This is a genomic window from Leisingera sp. ANG49 (assembly GCF_059694505.1).
Map to the genome: position 1 here is coordinate 203,796 of NZ_JCATZN010000003.1, position 17,043 is coordinate 220,838.

Genomic DNA, 17,043 nt, shown 5'->3' on the forward strand with positions numbered 1-17,043 from the left:
AAAAATTTTGCGCCGTCCACCATCACGCTGCCTCCTCACTCAATCGGCCGGAGTGGCCCGCGTCACGGCGCGAACGGCAGTAATCCGTATCGGAACAGACAAACATCCGGTTGCCTCCGTCATCCAGGATCACCTCATCCAGATAGCTGTCCTCCGCCCCGCACAGATCGCATGGGTGATCTGCCTTACTGGCCTCGAACGGGTAGTCCTCAAAATCCAGCGAAACGACCTGTGTATAGGGCGGCACCGCATATATCCGCTGCTCGCGGCCGGCACCAAACAGCTGGACTGCTGCCATTTCCATCTTGGGGTTGTCGAATTTCGGGATCGGCGACGGATCCATCACATAGCGCCCCTCCACCTTCACGGGGTAGGCATAGGCGGTGGCGATGGCACCGTGCAGGCTGATGTCCTCATAAAGCTTCACGTGCATCAGCCCGTATTCCTGCAAGGCATGCATCTTGCGCGTCTCGGTCTCTCGCGGCTCCAGAAAGCGCAGCGGCTCCGGGATCGGCACCTGATAGACTAGGATCTGATCCTCGGTCAGCTCTGCCTCCGGAATCCGGTGGCGGGTCTGGATAACTCTGGCCTTTTCGGTTTCCTCGGTGGTCTCAACACCGGCCGTCTTTTCAAAGAACTTGCGGATCGACACCGCGTTGGTGGTGTCATCCGCCCCCTGGTCGATCACTTTCAGCGTATCCTCCGGGGTCAGCGTCGCGGCTGAGACCTGCACGCCGCCGGTGCCCCAGCCATAGGGCATCGGCATTTCGCGGCTGGCAAAGGGCACCTGATAGCCAGGAATGGCCAGACCCTTGAGGATCGCGCGACGGATCATCCGCTTGGTCTGCTCGTCGAGGTATGCAAAGTTGTAGTCAGACATGATTGGCTCTCTCAGCCCCGGGTTTGAACCCCGTCAGGAAGTTGCTTTGGACGCTTTGATTGCAGTTGGTATTGCTCTTGCAGCAGCTATTGCGTTTGTCCTGTTCGCCGCATTCGTCGGCTTTGGAATTGGTTTTGAGAAGCTCTGCGAAGATGGCGACCCCGGTGCCACTCGAAAGGATGAGTGAACTCATTCCGCAGCCTCCCGTGCAGCCAGCGTTTCCGCCAGATCTGCCGCTTCGCGGCGTAGGTTGCGAACCAATTCCAGCTCGGACTGGAAGTCGACGTAATGCGGCAGCTTGATGTGTTCCAAAAAGCCGGTGGCCTGGATGTTGTCGGCGTGGCTCAGGACAAACTCCTCGTCCTGCGCGGCAGCGCCGACATTGTCCTCGCTCAGCTCCTCCCAGCGCAGCGCCCGGTCGACCAGCGCCATGGCGATGGATTTGCGCTCTGACTGGCCGAAAACCAGCCCGTAGCCGCGGGTGAACTGCGGCGGCACCGTCTTAGAGCCCTTGAACTGGTTCACGGTCTCGCACTCGGTCAGCTCCACTTCACCGATCTCGATGGCAAAACCCAGCTCCGGGATTTCCATCTCCACCGGCACTTTGCCGATGCGCAATTCGCCGACAAAGGCATGGTTGCGCGCGTAGCCGCGCTGAGTGGAATAGGCCATGCCGAGGATAAACCCCTCATCCCCGCGTGTCAGCGATTGCAGCCGCACCGCGCGGCCCGCCGGGAAGGACATCGGCTCCCGGGTCAGATCGCCCGGTACCGCGTCCGAGGCCGGCTCTCGCTCGATTATATCCTCACCCTGCAGGAAGCCGGTGATATGCGGCGTGGCCTCCTTGCGCGGCTCCGCGACCGGCGCTTCAGGCACCTCGCCGTCGGCAGCCAGTTTGAAGTCCAGCAGGCGATGGGTGTAGTCAAACGTCGGCCCAAGCACCTGGCCGCCCGGCGCGTCCTTGAAGGTCGCCGAGATCCGGCGGTCGCAGGCCATCTCCCCGGTCTCCACCGGCTGCGAATAGCCAAACCGCGGCAGGGTTGTGCGGTAGGCGCGTATCAGAAAGATCGCCTCGATCAGATCGCCGCGCGCCTGCTTGATCGCCAGCGCCGCAAGGTCCGGATCATAGAGCGAGCCTTCGGCCATTACACGGTTCACCGCCAGGCTCAGCTGCTCGCGGATCTGGGAGAGCGAAAGCTCGAGCACATCCTTGCCGCCTCGGCGCTCCTCGGCCAGCCAGGCATGGGCGTTTTCAATAGCGCGTTCGCCGCCTTTAACTGCAACATACATGGGCTCAAGCCTCCGTAGTTACTTGGGTCGACCGCGGCAGCGCAGCCGCCTGCGACCCCGCGGTGAAGAAAAAGTCCACACCCAGCGGGTAGAGAGCCGCATTGTTCTGGAACGCGGTCAGTTCCGGCAGCTGCATCCGGGCTGTGTTCTTGATACCCGAACCTCGCAGCACTGCGTTGGGCACGCCAAAGCCGGGCGTTTCGACGATCAGCGTGGCCGAGCGGTCGGGGTACTCCGGGGTACCGATACGGAAGCGGTTCAGCGGCGTAAGCGCGTCCCACCTGCCAAGCGCGAAATCCGCTTGCTCCGCCGGGACAACCGGCGCACCGGTGTGAAACGCCAGCCAGCCGCGCAAATCGCCGCTATCAACGTCCGGAGCAAGATAGACACCGGTTTCCGGGTCACAGAGGGTCAGCAGCAGGCTGCCCGCCGCAATGGAGATCCCCTCCGGCGGTGCGGCACCGGTGACGTCCTGGACCCGGCCGGGCCGGGCCATCGCGTTCATCGCTGCGCGGAAAGCATGTGCCGCAGCCACCGGCGGATTGCTGAAGCCGCCCGCATAGACGGCATTCCGGGTGTCCAGGCTCATCAGTCCTCTCCCCGTACCATGGTGAAGAACTCGACCTTTGTTGCTGCAGCCTTGGCTGCACGGCTATCCTTCGCCTTCTGTTTCTCTTCAGCCAAAGGTGTCAGAACTGCAGCACGCAGAGCATCCGCGGCACCGGTCTGCATCAGGGCGTCAATCTTGGCGGCAATCTCCGCGCTTACCTTGCTGCGCCCTCGCACGTAGCCGTGACCGACCGTGCCATCCTGAAGCGACAGAGCACAACGGGTGACGGTCATTTCGCCCAGATTGAACGGCGCTCCGGTGCCACCCATGCGGCCGCGCACCATGACGCCGCCGGCTTCCGGCGCGCGCAGAAGCTCGCAAGCCGGGTCCGCTCCATAGCCTTGCCACAGCTCAGTCAGCCGGGCCTCGTCGGCGGAAGCCAGTAAGCTCATCCAGCCCTTGCGGTCTATCGCAGAAAAAGTCGTTGTCATTTGTCTAAGCCTCTTGGCCATGCTGTCCACACTTTATATACAACTAGACAAATATTACCCGAGTCGCCCCAGAAGGCGCAATCGGAGAGTTATGAAAGTTCCGTGACATGGCCCGCACCCCCGTCTGGAAGTCTATCGCCATTGCCCTGACTGACGACATCGCTCAAGGCCGGTATGAAACCGGCGGCAAGCTGCCCGCCGAGGCACAGCTCTCTGCACGCTTCGGGGTGAACCGGCACACGGTACGCCGGGCGCTGGCGGATATGGCGGAACAAGGGCTGGTTCACTCCAGGCGCGGCGCCGGGGTATTCGTGTCGGCAAAGCCGACCGATTACCCTATCGGCAAGCGGGTAAGATTCCATCAAAACCTTTCCCGCGAAGGCCGCAGCCCCGCCAAGCAAATTTTAGTGCTAGAGACCCGCGCTGCCGCTGCCCGCGAGGCCAATGCGCTGCAGCTGGACCCAGGCGCTGAAGTACATGTCTATGACGGCCTGTCGCTGGCGGACGACCAGCCCATAGCCCTGTTCCAAAGCATCTTTCCAGCGGAACGTTTTCCCGGCATTCTCGACGCGCTGCAGGAGCAGCGCTCCGTCACCGCAGCACTGCTGCAGTTCGGAATTGACGACTACACACGGGTTGAGACACGGATCACCGCCAAGCTCGCCACTGCGACGCAAGCACTGCATCTCAGGGTCGCGGAAGGCAGCCCGATCCTGCGCACCACTGGCATCAACGCAGATCCGGAAGGACGGCCTGTCGAATTCGGGCGCACGTGGTTCGCGGGCGACAGAGTCACCCTGACTGTGGGAGGTGAAACCTGAGACCCCTCACGAGTTCTCATTACAAAAAAGCCCCCGCCAATAGCAGGGGCTCCAGCTTGCAGGTTCAGATCAATTCATTGCTTGGCGTTGAACACAAACAGAGTCTCGCCGTTGATCTGGTAGCCGTTGATAAGCTCCTTTGCCTTGTCTGAGACCAGCCACTCCTCCAGCAGCATTGCCTGAGCGTTTTTCGCATGGCCGTGCTTTACCGGGCTAACCGGGAGATAGGCATACTGGTTAAACAGAACCGGGTCACCGGCAAACAATAGTTCGAGGCCGCCCTTGTTGCCGAAATTCAGCCAGCTGGCACGGTCCGACATGATGTAAGCGTCCATGCCCGCGGCCGTGTTGAGAGCAGCCCCCATGCCGGCGCCTACCGCATTGTACCATGAACCAAAGTCCTCACTCTCCAGACCCGCGGCTTTCCACAGGCTCAGCTCCTTCTTATGGGTACCGCTGTCGTCGCCGCGGCTGACAAATACCGCTTCTGCCCCGGCAATCTTTTGCAGCGCTTCTGCGGCATCTGCGGCGCCAGCCACTTCGGCAGCATCCGCCTTGGGTCCGATCAAAACAAAATCATTGTACATGATCTCGCGCCGGTGCGTGCCGTTGCCGCCCGCCAGAAACTTCTCCTCGGCTTTCTTGGAATGCACCAGGATTGCGTCCACGTCGCCCGCCTCGCCGAGGCGGATCGCCTGGCCTGTGCCAACCACCAGCAGCTGCACATCCAGCCCCAGATCCCCTTTGATCTCAGGCAGCAGGATCTCTGCCAAACCGGAATTGTGGAAAGAAGTGGTCACCGCCATCTTCATCTCTTCCGCCAGCGCGGCTGTGGTAAAGGCCATGGATGCAATGGCGCCCATAATCAGACGTTTCATTCGACAATATCTCCGTTCAAAAAAGCACGCCCCTGCGGCGTTTGAGGCCCGGCAAAGAAATCCTCCGCCGGACTGAATTCGTGGATGCGGCCGCCCAGTACAAAAATCACTTCATCCGCCAGCCGCCGCGCCTGCCCCATGTTGTGTGTGGACATAATTAGCCGTGTGCCACTCTCGGCGGCATGGGCAAGGATCTCTTCGATTTCACGGGTGGCGCGACCATCCAATGCGGCGCAGGGCTCGTCCAGGAACAGAACCTCCGGCTCCCGCACCAGGGCCCGGGCCAGCGCCAGCTTCTGCCGCTCACCGCCCGACAGCATAGTGGCCTGGCGCTGCAGGATTCTACCCAGGCCGACACGGGCCGCCCAGTCCGCCGCCCGCGTGCGCGCCTCGCGGCGGCCCACGCCCGTCAGCCGCAGCGGATAGGCGATGTTGTCGATCACCGTGCGGCGCATCATCACCGGAGTTTGAAACACAAACGCCTGCCGCTTCTGCGCTTCTTCCAGCGGGCAGGCCCAGTCCAAGCTGCCGCCATTCATCCGAACGATGCCATGCAGCATCTTCAATAGCGTGGTTTTGCCCGCCCCGTTAGGGCCAATGACAATCGAGGTGCCCTGCCCGCCCAGGGTCAGGTCAACCGGTCCGACCAGCACCTTGCCGCGGCGGCGCACCTGGGCGCCCTTGGACACCAGCGGGAACATCTGCATCACCAGCGCCCCTCGCTCTCGGTACGGCCCAGCCAGTGGATCGCTAGGTTGACTGCAATCGCCAGCGCGATCAGCACAAAGCCCAGCCCCAGTGCCATGGCAAACTCTCCCTTGCCGGTCTCCAGCGCAATCGCGGTGGTCAGCACCCGGGTGGCATGATCAATATTGCCGCCCACCACCATGATCGCGCCCACTTCACCAATCGCGCGGCCAAAACCCGCCAGCGCCGCAGTCAGCAGCGCCCGGCGCCCGTCCCACAAGAGCGCTTGGATGCGCTGGAACTGGGTGGCGTTCATCGAGATCAGCAGATCGTGGTAATCGCTCCACAACTCGCGAAGCGACTGATGCGCCACTGAGGCCACCAAGGGCACCACAATGATCACCTGCGCGATAATCATCGCCGTGGGTGTGAACAGCAGGCCAAAAACACCAAGCGGACCGGCGCGGGATAGGAATACATAGACCACCAGCCCAACCACAACAGGCGGCAGACCCATTAGCGCGTTCAGCACCGCTATCGTGGCCCGGCGCATCCGGAACCGGCGCACCGCCAAGAAGGCTGCCAGCGGGAGTGCAATGGCACAGGCAATGGCCAGCGCGGTCAGCGTCACCCGCAGCGACCGCAGGGTGATCTCCACCAGATCCGCGTCCAGTGTCACCAGCAGCCAAAAGGCCTGGCTTAGTCCTGCCCACAGATCATTCATCGCATCCGGTCACTCTCCTAGGGGCTATCTACCGGCCCGGTCTAACATGGCTTTGCCCGGCTCCAAATCACAGGAGAGGACGCCGGGACAGCCAAAAACGGCAAACCGGCTGGAAAATCATGCTGCCAATACCCATCTGAGAAACAACGGCTTCCCCAAGATGCCGCCTGTTAGCGCCAAATCACCGCATTTGGCTCCGTTTCCGCTCAGACGCGCTTGCGCGGACGATATGAACATGAAACAACCCCCGCCCAAAGTGTCACCCCGGACGCAACCTTGAGGATACACCATGTTCGACCTGCAATCCATGCGGGATCAGCTCGCCAACCACTATGATCTGGCCCCCAACCCGGCCTTGGCCGAGCAGATGGCAGACGTCTACGCCCGCATGGACCGCGTGGTGAACCCCGTCGAATGGGCGGCCCATGCGCCGTATGTAGCGGCAATTCTGGAACTGAAGAAACAGCGTAACGCGGTGATTCTGGCGCATAACTACATGACGCCCGAAATCTATCACGGCATCTCGGACGTGGTTGGAGACAGCCTGCAGCTGGCAATCGAAGCCACCAGGGTCAAAGCCGATGTGATTGTCCAATGCGGTGTGCATTTCATGGCCGAAACCTCCAAGATCCTGAGCCCGGAAAAGACCGTGCTGATCCCGGATATGGAGGCAGGCTGTTCGCTGGCGGAAAGCATCACCGCCGAAGGCGTCGCGGAAATGCGCCGTCGCTACCCGGGGGCGCCGGTGGTCACCTATGTGAACACCACGGCTGAGGTAAAGGCCGCGTCGGACATCTGCTGCACCTCCTCCAACGCCGCGCAGATCGTTGCCGCGATGGAGGAAGACACCATCATCATGACGCCGGATCAGTATCTGGCCCAGAACATTGCCCAGCAAGTTCCGGAAAAGAACATTGTATGGTGGGAGGGCTCCTGCATCGTGCATGAGCAGTACACTGCCAAGGACCTGCGCGATTTCCGCGAGTGGAACCCGGGCACCCGGCTGATCGCCCACCCGGAATGCCCGCCCGATGTGGTGGCCGAGGCCGACTTCTCCGGCTCCACCAGCGGCATCGTAAAATACGTGACCGATGAAAAGCCGGAAAAAGCTCTGCTGATCACTGAATGCTCGATGGCCTCGAACATCGCCGATCAGTTGCCTGAGGTGGAATTTGTCGGCCCCTGCAATATGTGCCCCTACATGAAGAAGATCACGCTGGAGAAAGTCCTGTGGTCGCTGCACACCATGACTGAGCCGGTCGAGGTGGATCCGGAGGTGGCCGAGAAGGCCCGCGTTGCAGTTCAGCGTATGATCGACCTTTCACAAAAACTGGGCATCTGATCCGTGATCGAAACCGGCCGTATCGTCATTGCCGGCGCAGGTCTTGGCGCGCTTTATGCTGCGCTTGAGCTGGCACCGCGGCCGGTTCTGGTGATCTCTCCCGAACAGCTGGGCGAAGGCGCAAGCTCAGCCTGGGCCCAGGGCGGTGTCGCAGCTGCCATGGCCAATCATGACACGCCCGAGGCGCATGCCACCGACACCCTGCAGGCAGGGGCCGGCACCGTCGACCCGGAGGTAGCCGCCATGGTGACACGGGTTGCACGCGAACACATCCTCGACCTGACCGAACTCGGCACCCCCTTCGACCGCGACGCGAAGGGCAACTACGTGATGAGCCGCGAGGCCGCCCATTCCGCCGCCCGTGTGGTGCGGGTGAAGGGTGACCAGGCCGGCGATCAGATCATGCAGACGCTGATTGCCGCCGTCCGCGCAGCACCGTCCGTTCAGGTGCTGGAAAACACCCAGGCCGTGCGGCTCGAGACTCAGGGCGCAACTGTCACCGGCATCTGGATCACCCGCGCCGACGCGCCTTCTGCACCGGTGCTGATCAAGGCGCCCGGCGTGCTGCTGGCGGGCGGTGGTTCCGGCGGGCTTTACGCCCACACCACCAACCCGCCCCGCATCCGCGGTCAGGTGATCGGTTTTGCCGCCCGGGCCGGCGCCCACATAGCGGATCCGGAATTTGTGCAGTTCCACCCTACTGCATTTGATATTGGCGAGGATCCCGCCCCGCTTGCCACCGAAGCCCTGCGCGGCGAAGGCGCGGTGCTGATCAATGCGGACGGCAACCGGTTCATGCTGGCCGAACACCCGGACGCCGAACTTGCCCCCCGCGACATTGTTGCCCGCGCCATCTTTGTCGAAACACAAGCAGGCCGCCGCCCGATGCTCGACACCCGCGAGGCATTGGGCGCGGAGGTTCTGAGCCGCTTCCCGACGGTTGCGGACACCTGCGCCCGCGCCGGCATCGACCCGGTGCAGGAGCCGATCCCCGTTGCCGTTGCCGCCCACTACCACATGGGCGGGGTCGATGCGGACATGAAAGGCCGCACCAGCCTGGCAAACCTCTGGGTCTGCGGCGAGGCGTCTTCGACCGGTCTGCACGGCGCCAACCGGCTGGCCTCCAACGGCCTCCTGGAAGCGCTGGTCTATGCCCGCAACGCGGCCCAGGATATCGGCACTCTGGATCTTGCCGCAGATGCCACCGAAGTCCACCCGGAGTTTCCTGATGGCGGCCAGGACCTGGACCCGGAAGCGATAAAATCCCTGCGAGAAGCCATGACCGCCCACGCAGGCGTCCGCCGCACTGCCGCGGGCCTGAAACAGGCGCTCTCTGCCATTGCCCGGCTTGAGGCGGAGCAGGCCACAGATGAGAATTTCACCAACATGTGCGCCACCGCCACCCTGATCGCCGCGGCGGCACTCAAGCGCGAGGAAAGCCGCGGCGGCCATTTCCGCGACGACTTCCCCGAGGCCGACCCCGCACAAGCGCACCGCACCCGCATCACCCTGGACGAGGCCCTGGCTATCCGCGCCAAGGTTCACAAGGAACTGACATGAGTACCCAATTCGCCACCCTGCCCGACCTGATCCTGGAACCGATGGTCCGCGCCGCGCTGATGGAGGACCTGGGCCAGAACGGCGACATCACCACCCGCGCGGTGATCCCGGCCTCTGCCACCTATTCCGCCCGGTTGAACGCCCGCGAGGATGGCGTGGTCTCCGGCATGCAGATCGCCCGCATCGCCTTTCACCTGGTCGATGCCGGGCTGAAGGTCGAGACCCTCTTGCCCGACGGCAGCGCCTGCAAAAAGGGCGACACGCTGATGACGATCGACGGCTCCGCTGCCTCGATCCTGTCGGGAGAGCGCGTCGCGCTGAACTTTGCCGGCCGCCTGACCGGCATCGCCACCCTCACGGCTGCCTTTGCGGCGGAAACCAAGGGCACTGCCGCCCGCATCACCTGCACCCGCAAAACCACCCCCGGCCTGCGCATTGCCGAAAAGCAGGCGGTGCTGCACGGCGGCGGCTACAACCACCGCTTCGGCCTGTCGGATGCGATCCTGATCAAGGACAACCACATCGCTGCCGCAGGCGGGGTGAAAGCCGTGCTGGAAGCCGCCAAAGACAGTGTCAGCCACATGATGAAGGTGGAAATCGAGGTCGACACCCTTGATCAGCTCTCTGAAGTCATCGCCACTGGCGGCGCCCATGTGGTGCTGCTCGACAACATGGACACGCCTACCCTGCGCAAGGCAGTCGAGATGGCCAAAGGCCACGTCGTGACCGAAGCTTCCGGCAACATGCGGCTCGACCGCATCGCTGAAGTTGCGGCCACTGGCGTCGACTATATCTCCTCCGGCGCGCTCACTCATTCGGCGCGCACCCTCGACCTCGGCCTCGATTTCTGACCATCAGGCTTGCGGCGCTGTCTTGTGCACCGCAAGCCACCGCAAATGGTCCGCTGCCCGCTTTGGCCTAAAGCACACCGCGAGGAATAGTCTCCTGCCATTCCTTGATGACGGCCACATTCTTCTCCTCCCCTTCACGGGCCGTCACCTTGCGCCAGAGATAGAAGTTCTCCCTGTCACAGGTCACCCTGTTCTCTGTGTCGATTGAGACCTGCCAGTTGCCGCGTTCAAACTCGAAATTCCAGTCGCTGGCAAAGGCTGCCGAGGCCGGATCATCCGGATGCACCTCGTAATGCATGGTGACATGGCTGCCGACACACATGCCGTGATAGGGATTCACCGACTTGCCATAATCATCGAAGGTATCCAGCACCAGCGTTCCGTCCTCGCGGGTCCAGGTTTTCGACGTGCCGCCAGCCTCACGCAACTGCTCCGCCTGCAACATTGGATAGTCCCGTGGAGCACCAGGGTTCCGCGGTGCGATCTCTTCCTGGACATTGCGTTCTGGCAAAACCAGAGAACAATCCTCCAAGTGCAGCGTCACTTCCGCCGCCTCCGGCGCAGGCCAGACAATCGGCCAGTAAGACGTCGACAACGCCAGCCGCAGTACATGGCCCGCTTTCAGGCGATGGGCGCATTCATTCAACTCAATCTCCGCCTTGTAACGCTCACCCGGAACCAGCTTCTGCGGAGCTTCGAAACCGTTTCGGCAAGTGAGATTCAGCGCCCTGAAGGTGATCCGCTGCGAAACACCATCGGGCGAGACATCGCACAACCGCGCCACCAGTTGCGCCACGGGCTTGTCAACGCTGAAGGCCACCCTTACCCGCGGACGGCCCAGCAGCTCCAGGGGCTCGGCCAGCCGCGTGCTGTCAAAACAGGCCGACAGCACATCATCTCCCGCCTGGTCACCAGCCAGTTCATTGTCAAACCGCATTCCAGGGCAGAAATAGCCAGAGGCCTGCCCCACGGTCGCCGGGCTGCTGACGGTCAGCGCTCCGCTGGCAGGCTGATCCGCCAGTTCACCCTGGCCCATGTACATCACCCTGTCCTGCACTTTTGGCGACGGCCACTCAGCCTCTGCCACCCAGCGGCCTTGCCGGGGCTTATTCTGCATGGTGGGGTTGAAATGCTCCTGCATGAATACGCGGTAATCCGGCAAATCCTCCGCGCCGGTCGCCTCACCCTTCAGCCACTTGCCGAACCATCGAAGCACCTCACCATGGAAATCCGCGGGATCCAGCTTGGCAATATGCGCGTAGCGGTGCTCCCACGGGCCGATCATTGCCTTGGCTGGAACCTTCAGGTTGGCGGCCAGCGCCGGGGGGGCATTCACATAGGCATCCGCCCAGCCGGTGATCGCCAGCACCGGGGCCTGGATGGCAGACCAGTCCTCGCAAACCGAACCGTGCTTCCAGAAGCCGCTGCGCTCCTGCTGGCGCAACCATTCGGCAGCCATGAATGGCATTCCATCGATCCGCTTGATCCAGTCTTCCCGCCAGTCAGCACGAAGCTCCGGGTCCGAAGGGCGTGACTGATAAGCAAACATCTGGCTGCCCCAGTTGGCATTATCGCTCAGAAGGCAGCCCCCCATGTAATGGATGTCATCCGCGTATCGATCCACGGTCGAGGCGACCGAAACCACCGCCTTCAGCGCCGCCGGGCGGCGGAACGCCAGCTGAAGCCCATTGAAGCCCCCCCAGCTTATGCCGATCATGCCGATATTTCCGTCGCACCAGTCCTGCTCTGCAATCCATTCAAGGACGGTTTCACCGTCGCTCAGCTCCTGCTCCGAGTATTCATCATCGAACACCCCTTCGCTGTCGCCTGTGCCTGCAATGTCCACCCGGATACAGGCATAGCCTTCGACAGCAAAGATGGTATGCGTGGTCTCATCCCGTGGCGCGGTGCCATCACGCTTGCGGTAGGGGAGGTATTCCAGGATTGCCGGAAACGGCCCCTCGCCGTCCGGCAGCCACATGCGGGCAGCCAGTCTGCGGCCGCCGGGCATGGAGATCCACGTGTTTTCAATGATGCGGTATGCACCGGGCATGGGCAGTGTCCTTTTTTTAACGTCAGCCATGCCCGCACATTCGACCAAACTTAGACTGCGGAAAAGTGAGCAGTCGTAAGCAGATGCAAGCGAATGTACGCGGACCTGCTTACAGTCCACGAAAGTCTCAACGGCCCCAAACTGTTTTTAGCGGCAAAGCCGTGTCAATACGCGGGCCAAGACAGCTGAGCAACTATTTTGGCAGCTTGGGTGCCGTTTTCTCCAAAGCCAGCTCCGCCCCGGAAAATTTCCATGGCCCCCGCACCCCAGGCACGCCTTCCGGGGTGATCTGCATGCACCTGTGCCTGATCTGCGGGTCCTCGAAAGCTTGGCCGATGGTATTGATCGGACCGGCCGGCACTGTGGCCGCCTCCAGCGATGCCAGAAGCTTATCTTGCGTCCATCCGGCCAGCGCCACCTCCAAAACGGCGGTCAGTTCCCTCCGGTTTGCCACCCTCAGCTGGTTGGTCTGGAACCGTGCATCCGCCTTGGCCTCCGCCAGCCCCAGCACATCGCAAAGCCGCTGAAATTGACCGTCATTCCCAACCGCAAGGATCACATGGCCGTCACTGACTGCCATCACCTGATAGGGAGCGATATTCGGGTGGTCATTGCCCAGCCGCGTTGGGCTTTCCCCGGTCGCTAGGTAGTTCATCGCCTGGTTCGCCAGCAACGCCGTCGCGCAATCCATCAGAGACATGTCGAGATGCTGGCCGCGCCCGGTGGTATGTCGCTGCTCCACCGCCGCCAGAATGCCGATAGTGCCATATAAACCGGTGACAATATCGGTAATCGCAACGCCCACCTTCTGCGGCTGGCCATCCTGTGCGCCGGTGATCGACATCAGCCCGGACATTCCCTGCAGCAGAAAATCATAGCCCGCACGCTCTGCATAAGGACCGTCCTGGCCAAAGCCGGTGACCGAACAATAAATCAGCCGCGGATTGATCTTTGACAGGTTCTCATAGTCCAGCCCGAATTTCTTCAACCCGCCGACCTTGAAGTTCTCGATCAGAATATCCGCATCCCGGATCAGTTTGACCACCGCCTGCTTTCCTTCTTCGGTACGGAAATCAGCAGTCACGCAGTCCTTGCCCCTGTTGGCGGCATAGTAGTAGGCGGCAGTCTTATCACCCTCCCGTTCGATGAAGGGCGGGCCCCATTTGCGGGTGTCATCCCCATCAGGGCTTTCCACCTTTACAACCTTCGCGCCCAGATCAGCCAGCGACTGGCCGATCCATGGCCCCGCCAGGATGCGGGCAAGTTCGACCACTTTCAGACCTGCAAGCGGGGTCATTGGAGGCTCCTTTCTATTGGCAATAAATCTCTGCATGACATGCTTAGCCGCTACCGCACCCACCGGCAAGATTTGATCAAATCCAAGGTGCCGGGCCCACTTCGCTTCACACTGACTTCCGGCTTTATGCAGTCAGGCTGTTATTTTCGAAACATCCTGTAGCCCTCAGGCCGTCAGCATGTTAGCGATACCGATGACTTTAACCGAACCTGTGTGAGCAGAGGCAATTGAATTGCCCCGTCCTTGGCGGCACAATGGCCTAGCTCCGCGGCCCCAATGGAACAGCGATGTAAAATCAATGGTTTCTCGCGTTATCCCTGTTGCTCCTTTTGACCTTGTGCTGTTTGGCGCGACGGGCGATCTGGCGCGGCGGAAGATCCTGCCTGCCCTGTTCCACCGGTTCCAGATCGGCCAGTTCAGCAGCGACTGCCGGATCATCGGCAGCTCGCGCAGCACGCTGACGGCGGAGGAGTTCCGCAGCCAGACTGCCGATGCGATCCGCGAATTCGGCCAGGATGCGGAAAAATCGCCGGAGGAAATCGCCGGCTTCACCGCGCTGTTGGACTATGCCGCGGTGGACGCGCGCGGCGATGCCGGCTGGGACGCGATCCGCGGCAAGCTGCGTGACGATGCAGTGCGCGCCTTCTACCTGTCGGTGGGCCCGTCGCTGTTCACGGACATCGCCCGGCGCCTCAGCGAAACCGGCATCGCCACGCCCGACAGCCGCATCGTGCTGGAAAAACCCTTCGGCCACGACCTGGCCTCAGCCCAGGCGCTGAACGCTGCATTGCGGGAACACTTCGAGGAGCGGCAGATCTACCGGATCGACCATTACCTCGGCAAGGAGACTGTGCAGAACCTGATGGCGCTGCGCTTTGCCAATTCGCTGTTCGAGCCGCTGTGGAACTCCTCCCACATCGACCATGTGCAGATCACCGTCGCCGAAAGCATCGGCGTCGAGGGGCGCGGCGAGTATTACGACAAGTCTGGCGCCATGCGGGACATGGTGCAGAACCACCTGATGCAGCTGCTGTGCCTCACCGCGATGGAGCCGCCGGCCCAGTTCACCCCCAACGCGGTGCGCGACGAGAAGGTCAAGGTGATCGAGGCCTTGCGCCCGGTGCCGCAGGACAGCATCGCCCGCGGCCAGTACCGGGGCAGGAACGGCGGAAAGGGCGGCGACGGCTACCGCGATCACGCGGGCAGCCCCGGCAGCCGCACCGAAAGCTATATCGCGCTCAAGGTCGAAGTAGCGAACTGGCGCTGGGCCGGCACGCCGTTCTACCTGCGCACCGGCAAATGCCTGCGCGAGCGGGTGAGCGAGATCGCGGTCTATTTCCGCGACCCGCCGCACAACATCTTCGAGGGCTCGGGCCCGGTGCACGGCAATGTGCTGGTGATCCGGCTGCAGCCCGACGAGGGCATCACCCTGAAGACCACCATCAAGGATCCGGGCCCCGGCGGCATGCGCCTCACCGGCGCCAACCTCGACATGACCTTCGCCGATGAGCTGCCGGAGTCGGGCCGCCCGCAGGACGCCTATGAGCGGCTGATCATGGATGTGATCCGCGGCAACCAGACCCTGTTCATGCGCGGCGACGAGGTCGAGGCCGCCTGGGCCTGGGCCGATCCGGCCATCGCCGCCTGGCAGGAGGCGGGCGGCACGCCGCAGCCCTATGACAGCGGCAGCTCCGGCCCCGATGATTCCCTGCTGCTGATCCACCGCGACGGCCGCCGCTGGCGCAGCATCGGAGCCTGAGATGGCCGTTTCCCCCTCCGCCCCCGCAGTTTGCAGCAAAGGCACGTCATGCCCCTGAATTCCACACTGGCCGCCGTCACCGAGCGCATCATCCGCCGCAGCGAGGGTCCCCGTGCCGCCTATCTGGAGCGGATGCGCGCCGCCCGCGGCAAGGGCCCGGCCCGGGCCCATCTCAGCTGCTCCGGCCAGGCCCATGCCTATGCCGCCACCGGCGCGGACCAGCAGGCGCTGGCGGAGGCCTCAACCGGCCACCTGGGGATCGTCACCGCCTATAACGACATGCTGTCGGCGCATCAGCCGTTTGAGACCTACCCCGCCCTGATCCGCGAGGCGGTGCGCCAGGCCGGCGGCACCGCGCAGGTGGCGGGCGGGGTGCCTGCGATGTGCGACGGCGTCACCCAGGGCGAGGCCGGGATGGAGCTGAGCCTGTTCTCCCGCGACACCATCGCCATGGCCGCAGGCGTCGCGCTCAGCCACAACGTGTTCGACGCCGCCGTGTTCCTCGGCGTCTGCGACAAGATCGTGCCCGGCCTGGTGATCGGCGCCCAGGCCTTCGGCCATATCCCGGCGGTGTTCCTGCCCGCAGGCCCGATGACCAGCGGCCTGGCCAATGACGAAAAGGCGCATATCCGCCAGAAGTTCGCCGCCGGCGAGATCTCCCGCGAGGAACTGCTGAAGGCCGAGATGGCCGCCTACCACGGCCCCGGCACCTGCACCTTCTACGGCACCGCCAACACCAACCAGATGCTGATGGAGTTCATGGGGCTGCACCTGCCCGGCTCCTCCTTCGTCAATCCCGGCACGCCGCTGCGCGCGGCGCTGACCGCGGCGGGCGCCAAGCGGGCGCTGTCGCTCAGCGCGCTTGGCAACAGCTACACCCCGGTCTGCGACGTGCTGGACGAGAAGGCCTATGCCAACGGCATCACCGGGCTGATGGCCACCGGCGGCTCCACCAACCTGCTGATCCACCTGATTGCGATGGCGCGGGCGGGCGGCATCCTCCTGGACTGGCAGGATTTTGCGGATCTCTCCGAGGCGGTGCCGCTGCTGGCCAAGGTCTATCCCAACGGCCTGGCCGACGTGAACCATTTCCACGCAGCAGGCGGGCTCGGCTACATGATCGGCGAGCTGCTGAAGGCGGGGCTCTTGCACCCGGACACCCGGACCGTCGCCGGCGAAGGGCTGGAGCATTACACCCGGGAGCCGTTCCTGTCGGAGGACGGCCTCACTTTCCGCCCCGGGCCCGGGCAAAGCCTGAACGACGCGGTGCTGCGCCCGGCGGAGGCGCCGTTCCAGAGCACCGGCGGCCTGAAGCGGCTGACCGGCAACCTGGGCACCGCGGTGATCAAGGTCTCGGCGGTGGCAAAGGAGCACCAGACGGTCGAGGCCCCGGCCCGGGTCTTTCATGACCAGGAGGAGGCCAAGGCCGCCTTCAAGGCGGGCGAGCTGACCGGCGACGTGATCGTGGTGGTGCGCTTCCAGGGCCCCAAGGCCAACGGCATGCCCGAGCTGCACAGCCTCACCCCCTTCCTCGGCATCCTGCAGGGCCGCGGCCAGAAGGTGGCGCTGGTCACCGACGGGCGGATGTCCGGCGCCTCCGGCAAGATCCCGGCGGCGATCCATGTGGTGCCCGAAGCCCTGGATGGCGGGCCGATTTCCCGGATCCAGAACGGCGACCTGGTGCGGCTGGATGCGGTGAAGGGAACATTGGAAGTCCTCACCGAAGGCGCGCTGGAGCGCGCGCCGGCCACCGCCGATCTCAGCGCCTGCCAGCACGGCACCGGCCGCGAGCTGTTTTCCCTGTTCCGCCGCTCGGTGGCTTCGGCCGACCAGGGCGCCAGCGTATTTGGAGTGTGACGG

The 17,043-nt window shown here is 63.2% G+C and carries 16 protein-coding genes; 7 read left to right on the forward strand and 9 right to left on the reverse strand.

The window, feature by feature from the left end:
• Nucleotides 1-22 precede the first annotated feature (22 nt).
• Nucleotides 23-880, reverse strand: a complete 858-nt coding sequence (locus AC58NV_RS11365; RefSeq protein ID WP_497227225.1) for an alpha-D-ribose 1-methylphosphonate 5-phosphate C-P-lyase PhnJ — start codon at nt 878-880, stop codon at nt 23-25.
• Nucleotides 881-926: 46 nt separating this feature from the next.
• Between AC58NV_RS11365 and AC58NV_RS11370 the strand changes: the two genes are divergently transcribed.
• Nucleotides 927-1,067 (forward strand): hypothetical protein, encoded by a 141-nt coding sequence (locus tag AC58NV_RS11370; protein ID WP_497227226.1) that lies wholly within the window; start codon nt 927-929, stop codon nt 1,065-1,067.
• A 2-nt stretch (nt 1,068-1,069) separates the two neighbouring features.
• On the opposite strand, the gene AC58NV_RS11375 is transcribed toward AC58NV_RS11370, so the two are convergent.
• The 3 genes from AC58NV_RS11375 to phnG are packed head-to-tail and all read right to left on the reverse strand — an operon-like array spanning nt 1,070 to nt 3,211.
• Nucleotides 1,070-2,170 carry a carbon-phosphorus lyase complex subunit gene (locus AC58NV_RS11375; RefSeq protein ID WP_497227227.1) on the reverse strand — a complete coding sequence of 367 codons (1,101 nt, stop codon included), beginning with the start codon at nt 2,168-2,170 and terminating at the stop codon, nt 1,070-1,072.
• A 4-nt stretch (nt 2,171-2,174) separates the two neighbouring features.
• On the reverse strand, nt 2,175-2,759 hold the full coding sequence (gene phnH, locus AC58NV_RS11380) for a phosphonate C-P lyase system protein PhnH (RefSeq protein WP_497227228.1): 585 nt from the start codon (nt 2,757-2,759) through the stop codon (nt 2,175-2,177).
• The gene (gene phnG, locus AC58NV_RS11385; RefSeq protein ID WP_497227229.1) at nt 2,759-3,211 is read right to left on the reverse strand and encodes a phosphonate C-P lyase system protein PhnG; all 453 of its coding nucleotides are present in this window, start codon (nt 3,209-3,211) and stop codon (nt 2,759-2,761) included. The genes phnH and phnG overlap by 1 nt, the downstream gene beginning before the upstream one ends.
• 107 nt (nt 3,212-3,318) lie before the next feature.
• Here phnG and phnF point away from each other — a divergent pair, with 107 nt between their 5' ends.
• On the forward strand, nt 3,319-4,032 hold the full coding sequence (phnF, locus tag AC58NV_RS11390; RefSeq protein ID WP_497227230.1) for a phosphonate metabolism transcriptional regulator PhnF: 714 nt from the start codon (nt 3,319-3,321) through the stop codon (nt 4,030-4,032).
• 74 nt (nt 4,033-4,106) lie between these two features.
• Here the strand turns inward: phnF and AC58NV_RS11395 are convergent, their stop codons facing one another.
• From AC58NV_RS11395 to AC58NV_RS11405, 3 genes are read right to left on the reverse strand one after another with little or no spacing between them, the layout of a single operon-like run.
• Nucleotides 4,107-4,910 carry an ABC transporter substrate-binding protein gene (locus AC58NV_RS11395; protein ID WP_497227231.1) on the reverse strand — a complete coding sequence of 268 codons (804 nt, stop codon included), beginning with the start codon at nt 4,908-4,910 and terminating at the stop codon, nt 4,107-4,109.
• Nucleotides 4,907-5,617, reverse strand: a complete 711-nt coding sequence (locus AC58NV_RS11400) for an ATP-binding cassette domain-containing protein (protein ID WP_366661229.1) — start codon at nt 5,615-5,617, stop codon at nt 4,907-4,909. The genes AC58NV_RS11395 and AC58NV_RS11400 overlap by 4 nt, the downstream gene beginning before the upstream one ends.
• Nucleotides 5,617-6,321 (reverse strand): ABC transporter permease, encoded by a 705-nt coding sequence (locus AC58NV_RS11405; RefSeq protein WP_497227232.1) that lies wholly within the window; start codon nt 6,319-6,321, stop codon nt 5,617-5,619. Before AC58NV_RS11405 ends, AC58NV_RS11400 begins: the two co-directional genes overlap by 1 nt.
• Nucleotides 6,322-6,610: 289 nt before the next feature.
• On the opposite strand from AC58NV_RS11405, the gene nadA reads away from it, so the two are divergent.
• The 3 genes from nadA to nadC are packed head-to-tail and all read left to right on the forward strand — an operon-like array spanning nt 6,611 to nt 10,074.
• Nucleotides 6,611-7,663 (forward strand): quinolinate synthase NadA, encoded by a 1,053-nt coding sequence (gene nadA, locus AC58NV_RS11410; RefSeq protein WP_497227233.1) that lies wholly within the window; start codon nt 6,611-6,613, stop codon nt 7,661-7,663.
• Nucleotides 7,664-7,666: 3 nt separating this feature from the next.
• A complete protein-coding gene (locus AC58NV_RS11415; protein WP_497227234.1) occupies nt 7,667-9,223 on the forward strand; it encodes an L-aspartate oxidase in 1,557 nt (518 codons plus the stop codon).
• On the forward strand, nt 9,220-10,074 hold the full coding sequence (nadC, locus tag AC58NV_RS11420) for a carboxylating nicotinate-nucleotide diphosphorylase (protein WP_497227235.1): 855 nt from the start codon (nt 9,220-9,222) through the stop codon (nt 10,072-10,074). Before AC58NV_RS11415 ends, nadC begins: the two co-directional genes overlap by 4 nt.
• A gap of 67 nt (nt 10,075-10,141) precedes the next feature.
• Here the strand turns inward: nadC and AC58NV_RS11425 are convergent, their stop codons facing one another.
• Both AC58NV_RS11425 and AC58NV_RS11430 read right to left on the reverse strand, forming a co-directional pair.
• Complete coding sequence (locus AC58NV_RS11425) at nt 10,142-12,127, reverse strand: CocE/NonD family hydrolase (RefSeq protein WP_497227236.1); 1,986 nt, start codon at nt 12,125-12,127, stop codon at nt 10,142-10,144.
• Between the two features lie 193 nt (nt 12,128-12,320).
• Nucleotides 12,321-13,424 carry a CaiB/BaiF CoA transferase family protein gene (locus tag AC58NV_RS11430; protein WP_497227237.1) on the reverse strand — a complete coding sequence of 368 codons (1,104 nt, stop codon included), beginning with the start codon at nt 13,422-13,424 and terminating at the stop codon, nt 12,321-12,323.
• Nucleotides 13,425-13,722: 298 nt separating this feature from the next.
• On the opposite strand from AC58NV_RS11430, the gene zwf reads away from it, so the two are divergent.
• Together zwf and edd are read left to right on the forward strand one after the other, a co-directional pair.
• The gene (gene zwf, locus AC58NV_RS11435; protein WP_497227238.1) at nt 13,723-15,183 is read left to right on the forward strand and encodes a glucose-6-phosphate dehydrogenase; all 1,461 of its coding nucleotides are present in this window, start codon (nt 13,723-13,725) and stop codon (nt 15,181-15,183) included.
• A 48-nt stretch (nt 15,184-15,231) separates the two neighbouring features.
• Complete coding sequence (edd, locus tag AC58NV_RS11440) at nt 15,232-17,040, forward strand: phosphogluconate dehydratase (RefSeq protein WP_497227239.1); 1,809 nt, start codon at nt 15,232-15,234, stop codon at nt 17,038-17,040.
• Nucleotides 17,041-17,043: the final 3 nt, after the last annotated feature.

Excerpts from the sequence above, each read along its gene's own strand:
- AC58NV_RS11425 (WP_497227236.1), bottom strand. The coding sequence starts at position 12,127 with ATGCCCGGTGCATACCGCATCATTGAAAACACGTGGATCTCCATGCCC.
- AC58NV_RS11400 (WP_366661229.1), bottom strand. The coding sequence starts at position 5,617 with ATGCAGATGTTCCCGCTGGTGTCCAAGGGCGCCCAGGTGCGCCGCCGC.
- AC58NV_RS11395 (WP_497227231.1), bottom strand. The coding sequence starts at position 4,910 with ATGAAACGTCTGATTATGGGCGCCATTGCATCCATGGCCTTTACCACA.
- nadA (WP_497227233.1), top strand. The coding sequence starts at position 6,611 with ATGTTCGACCTGCAATCCATGCGGGATCAGCTCGCCAACCACTATGAT.
- AC58NV_RS11430 (WP_497227237.1), bottom strand. The coding sequence starts at position 13,424 with ATGACCCCGCTTGCAGGTCTGAAAGTGGTCGAACTTGCCCGCATCCTG.
- nadC (WP_497227235.1), top strand. The coding sequence starts at position 9,220 with ATGAGTACCCAATTCGCCACCCTGCCCGACCTGATCCTGGAACCGATG.
- AC58NV_RS11375 (WP_497227227.1), bottom strand. The coding sequence starts at position 2,170 with ATGTATGTTGCAGTTAAAGGCGGCGAACGCGCTATTGAAAACGCCCAT.
- AC58NV_RS11365 (WP_497227225.1), bottom strand. The coding sequence starts at position 880 with ATGTCTGACTACAACTTTGCATACCTCGACGAGCAGACCAAGCGGATG.
- zwf (WP_497227238.1), top strand. The coding sequence starts at position 13,723 with ATGGTTTCTCGCGTTATCCCTGTTGCTCCTTTTGACCTTGTGCTGTTT.
- AC58NV_RS11405 (WP_497227232.1), bottom strand. The coding sequence starts at position 6,321 with ATGAATGATCTGTGGGCAGGACTAAGCCAGGCCTTTTGGCTGCTGGTG.
- phnG (WP_497227229.1), bottom strand. The coding sequence starts at position 3,211 with ATGACAACGACTTTTTCTGCGATAGACCGCAAGGGCTGGATGAGCTTA.
- phnF (WP_497227230.1), top strand. The coding sequence starts at position 3,319 with ATGGCCCGCACCCCCGTCTGGAAGTCTATCGCCATTGCCCTGACTGAC.
- edd (WP_497227239.1), top strand. The coding sequence starts at position 15,232 with ATGCCCCTGAATTCCACACTGGCCGCCGTCACCGAGCGCATCATCCGC.
- phnH (WP_497227228.1), bottom strand. The coding sequence starts at position 2,759 with ATGAGCCTGGACACCCGGAATGCCGTCTATGCGGGCGGCTTCAGCAAT.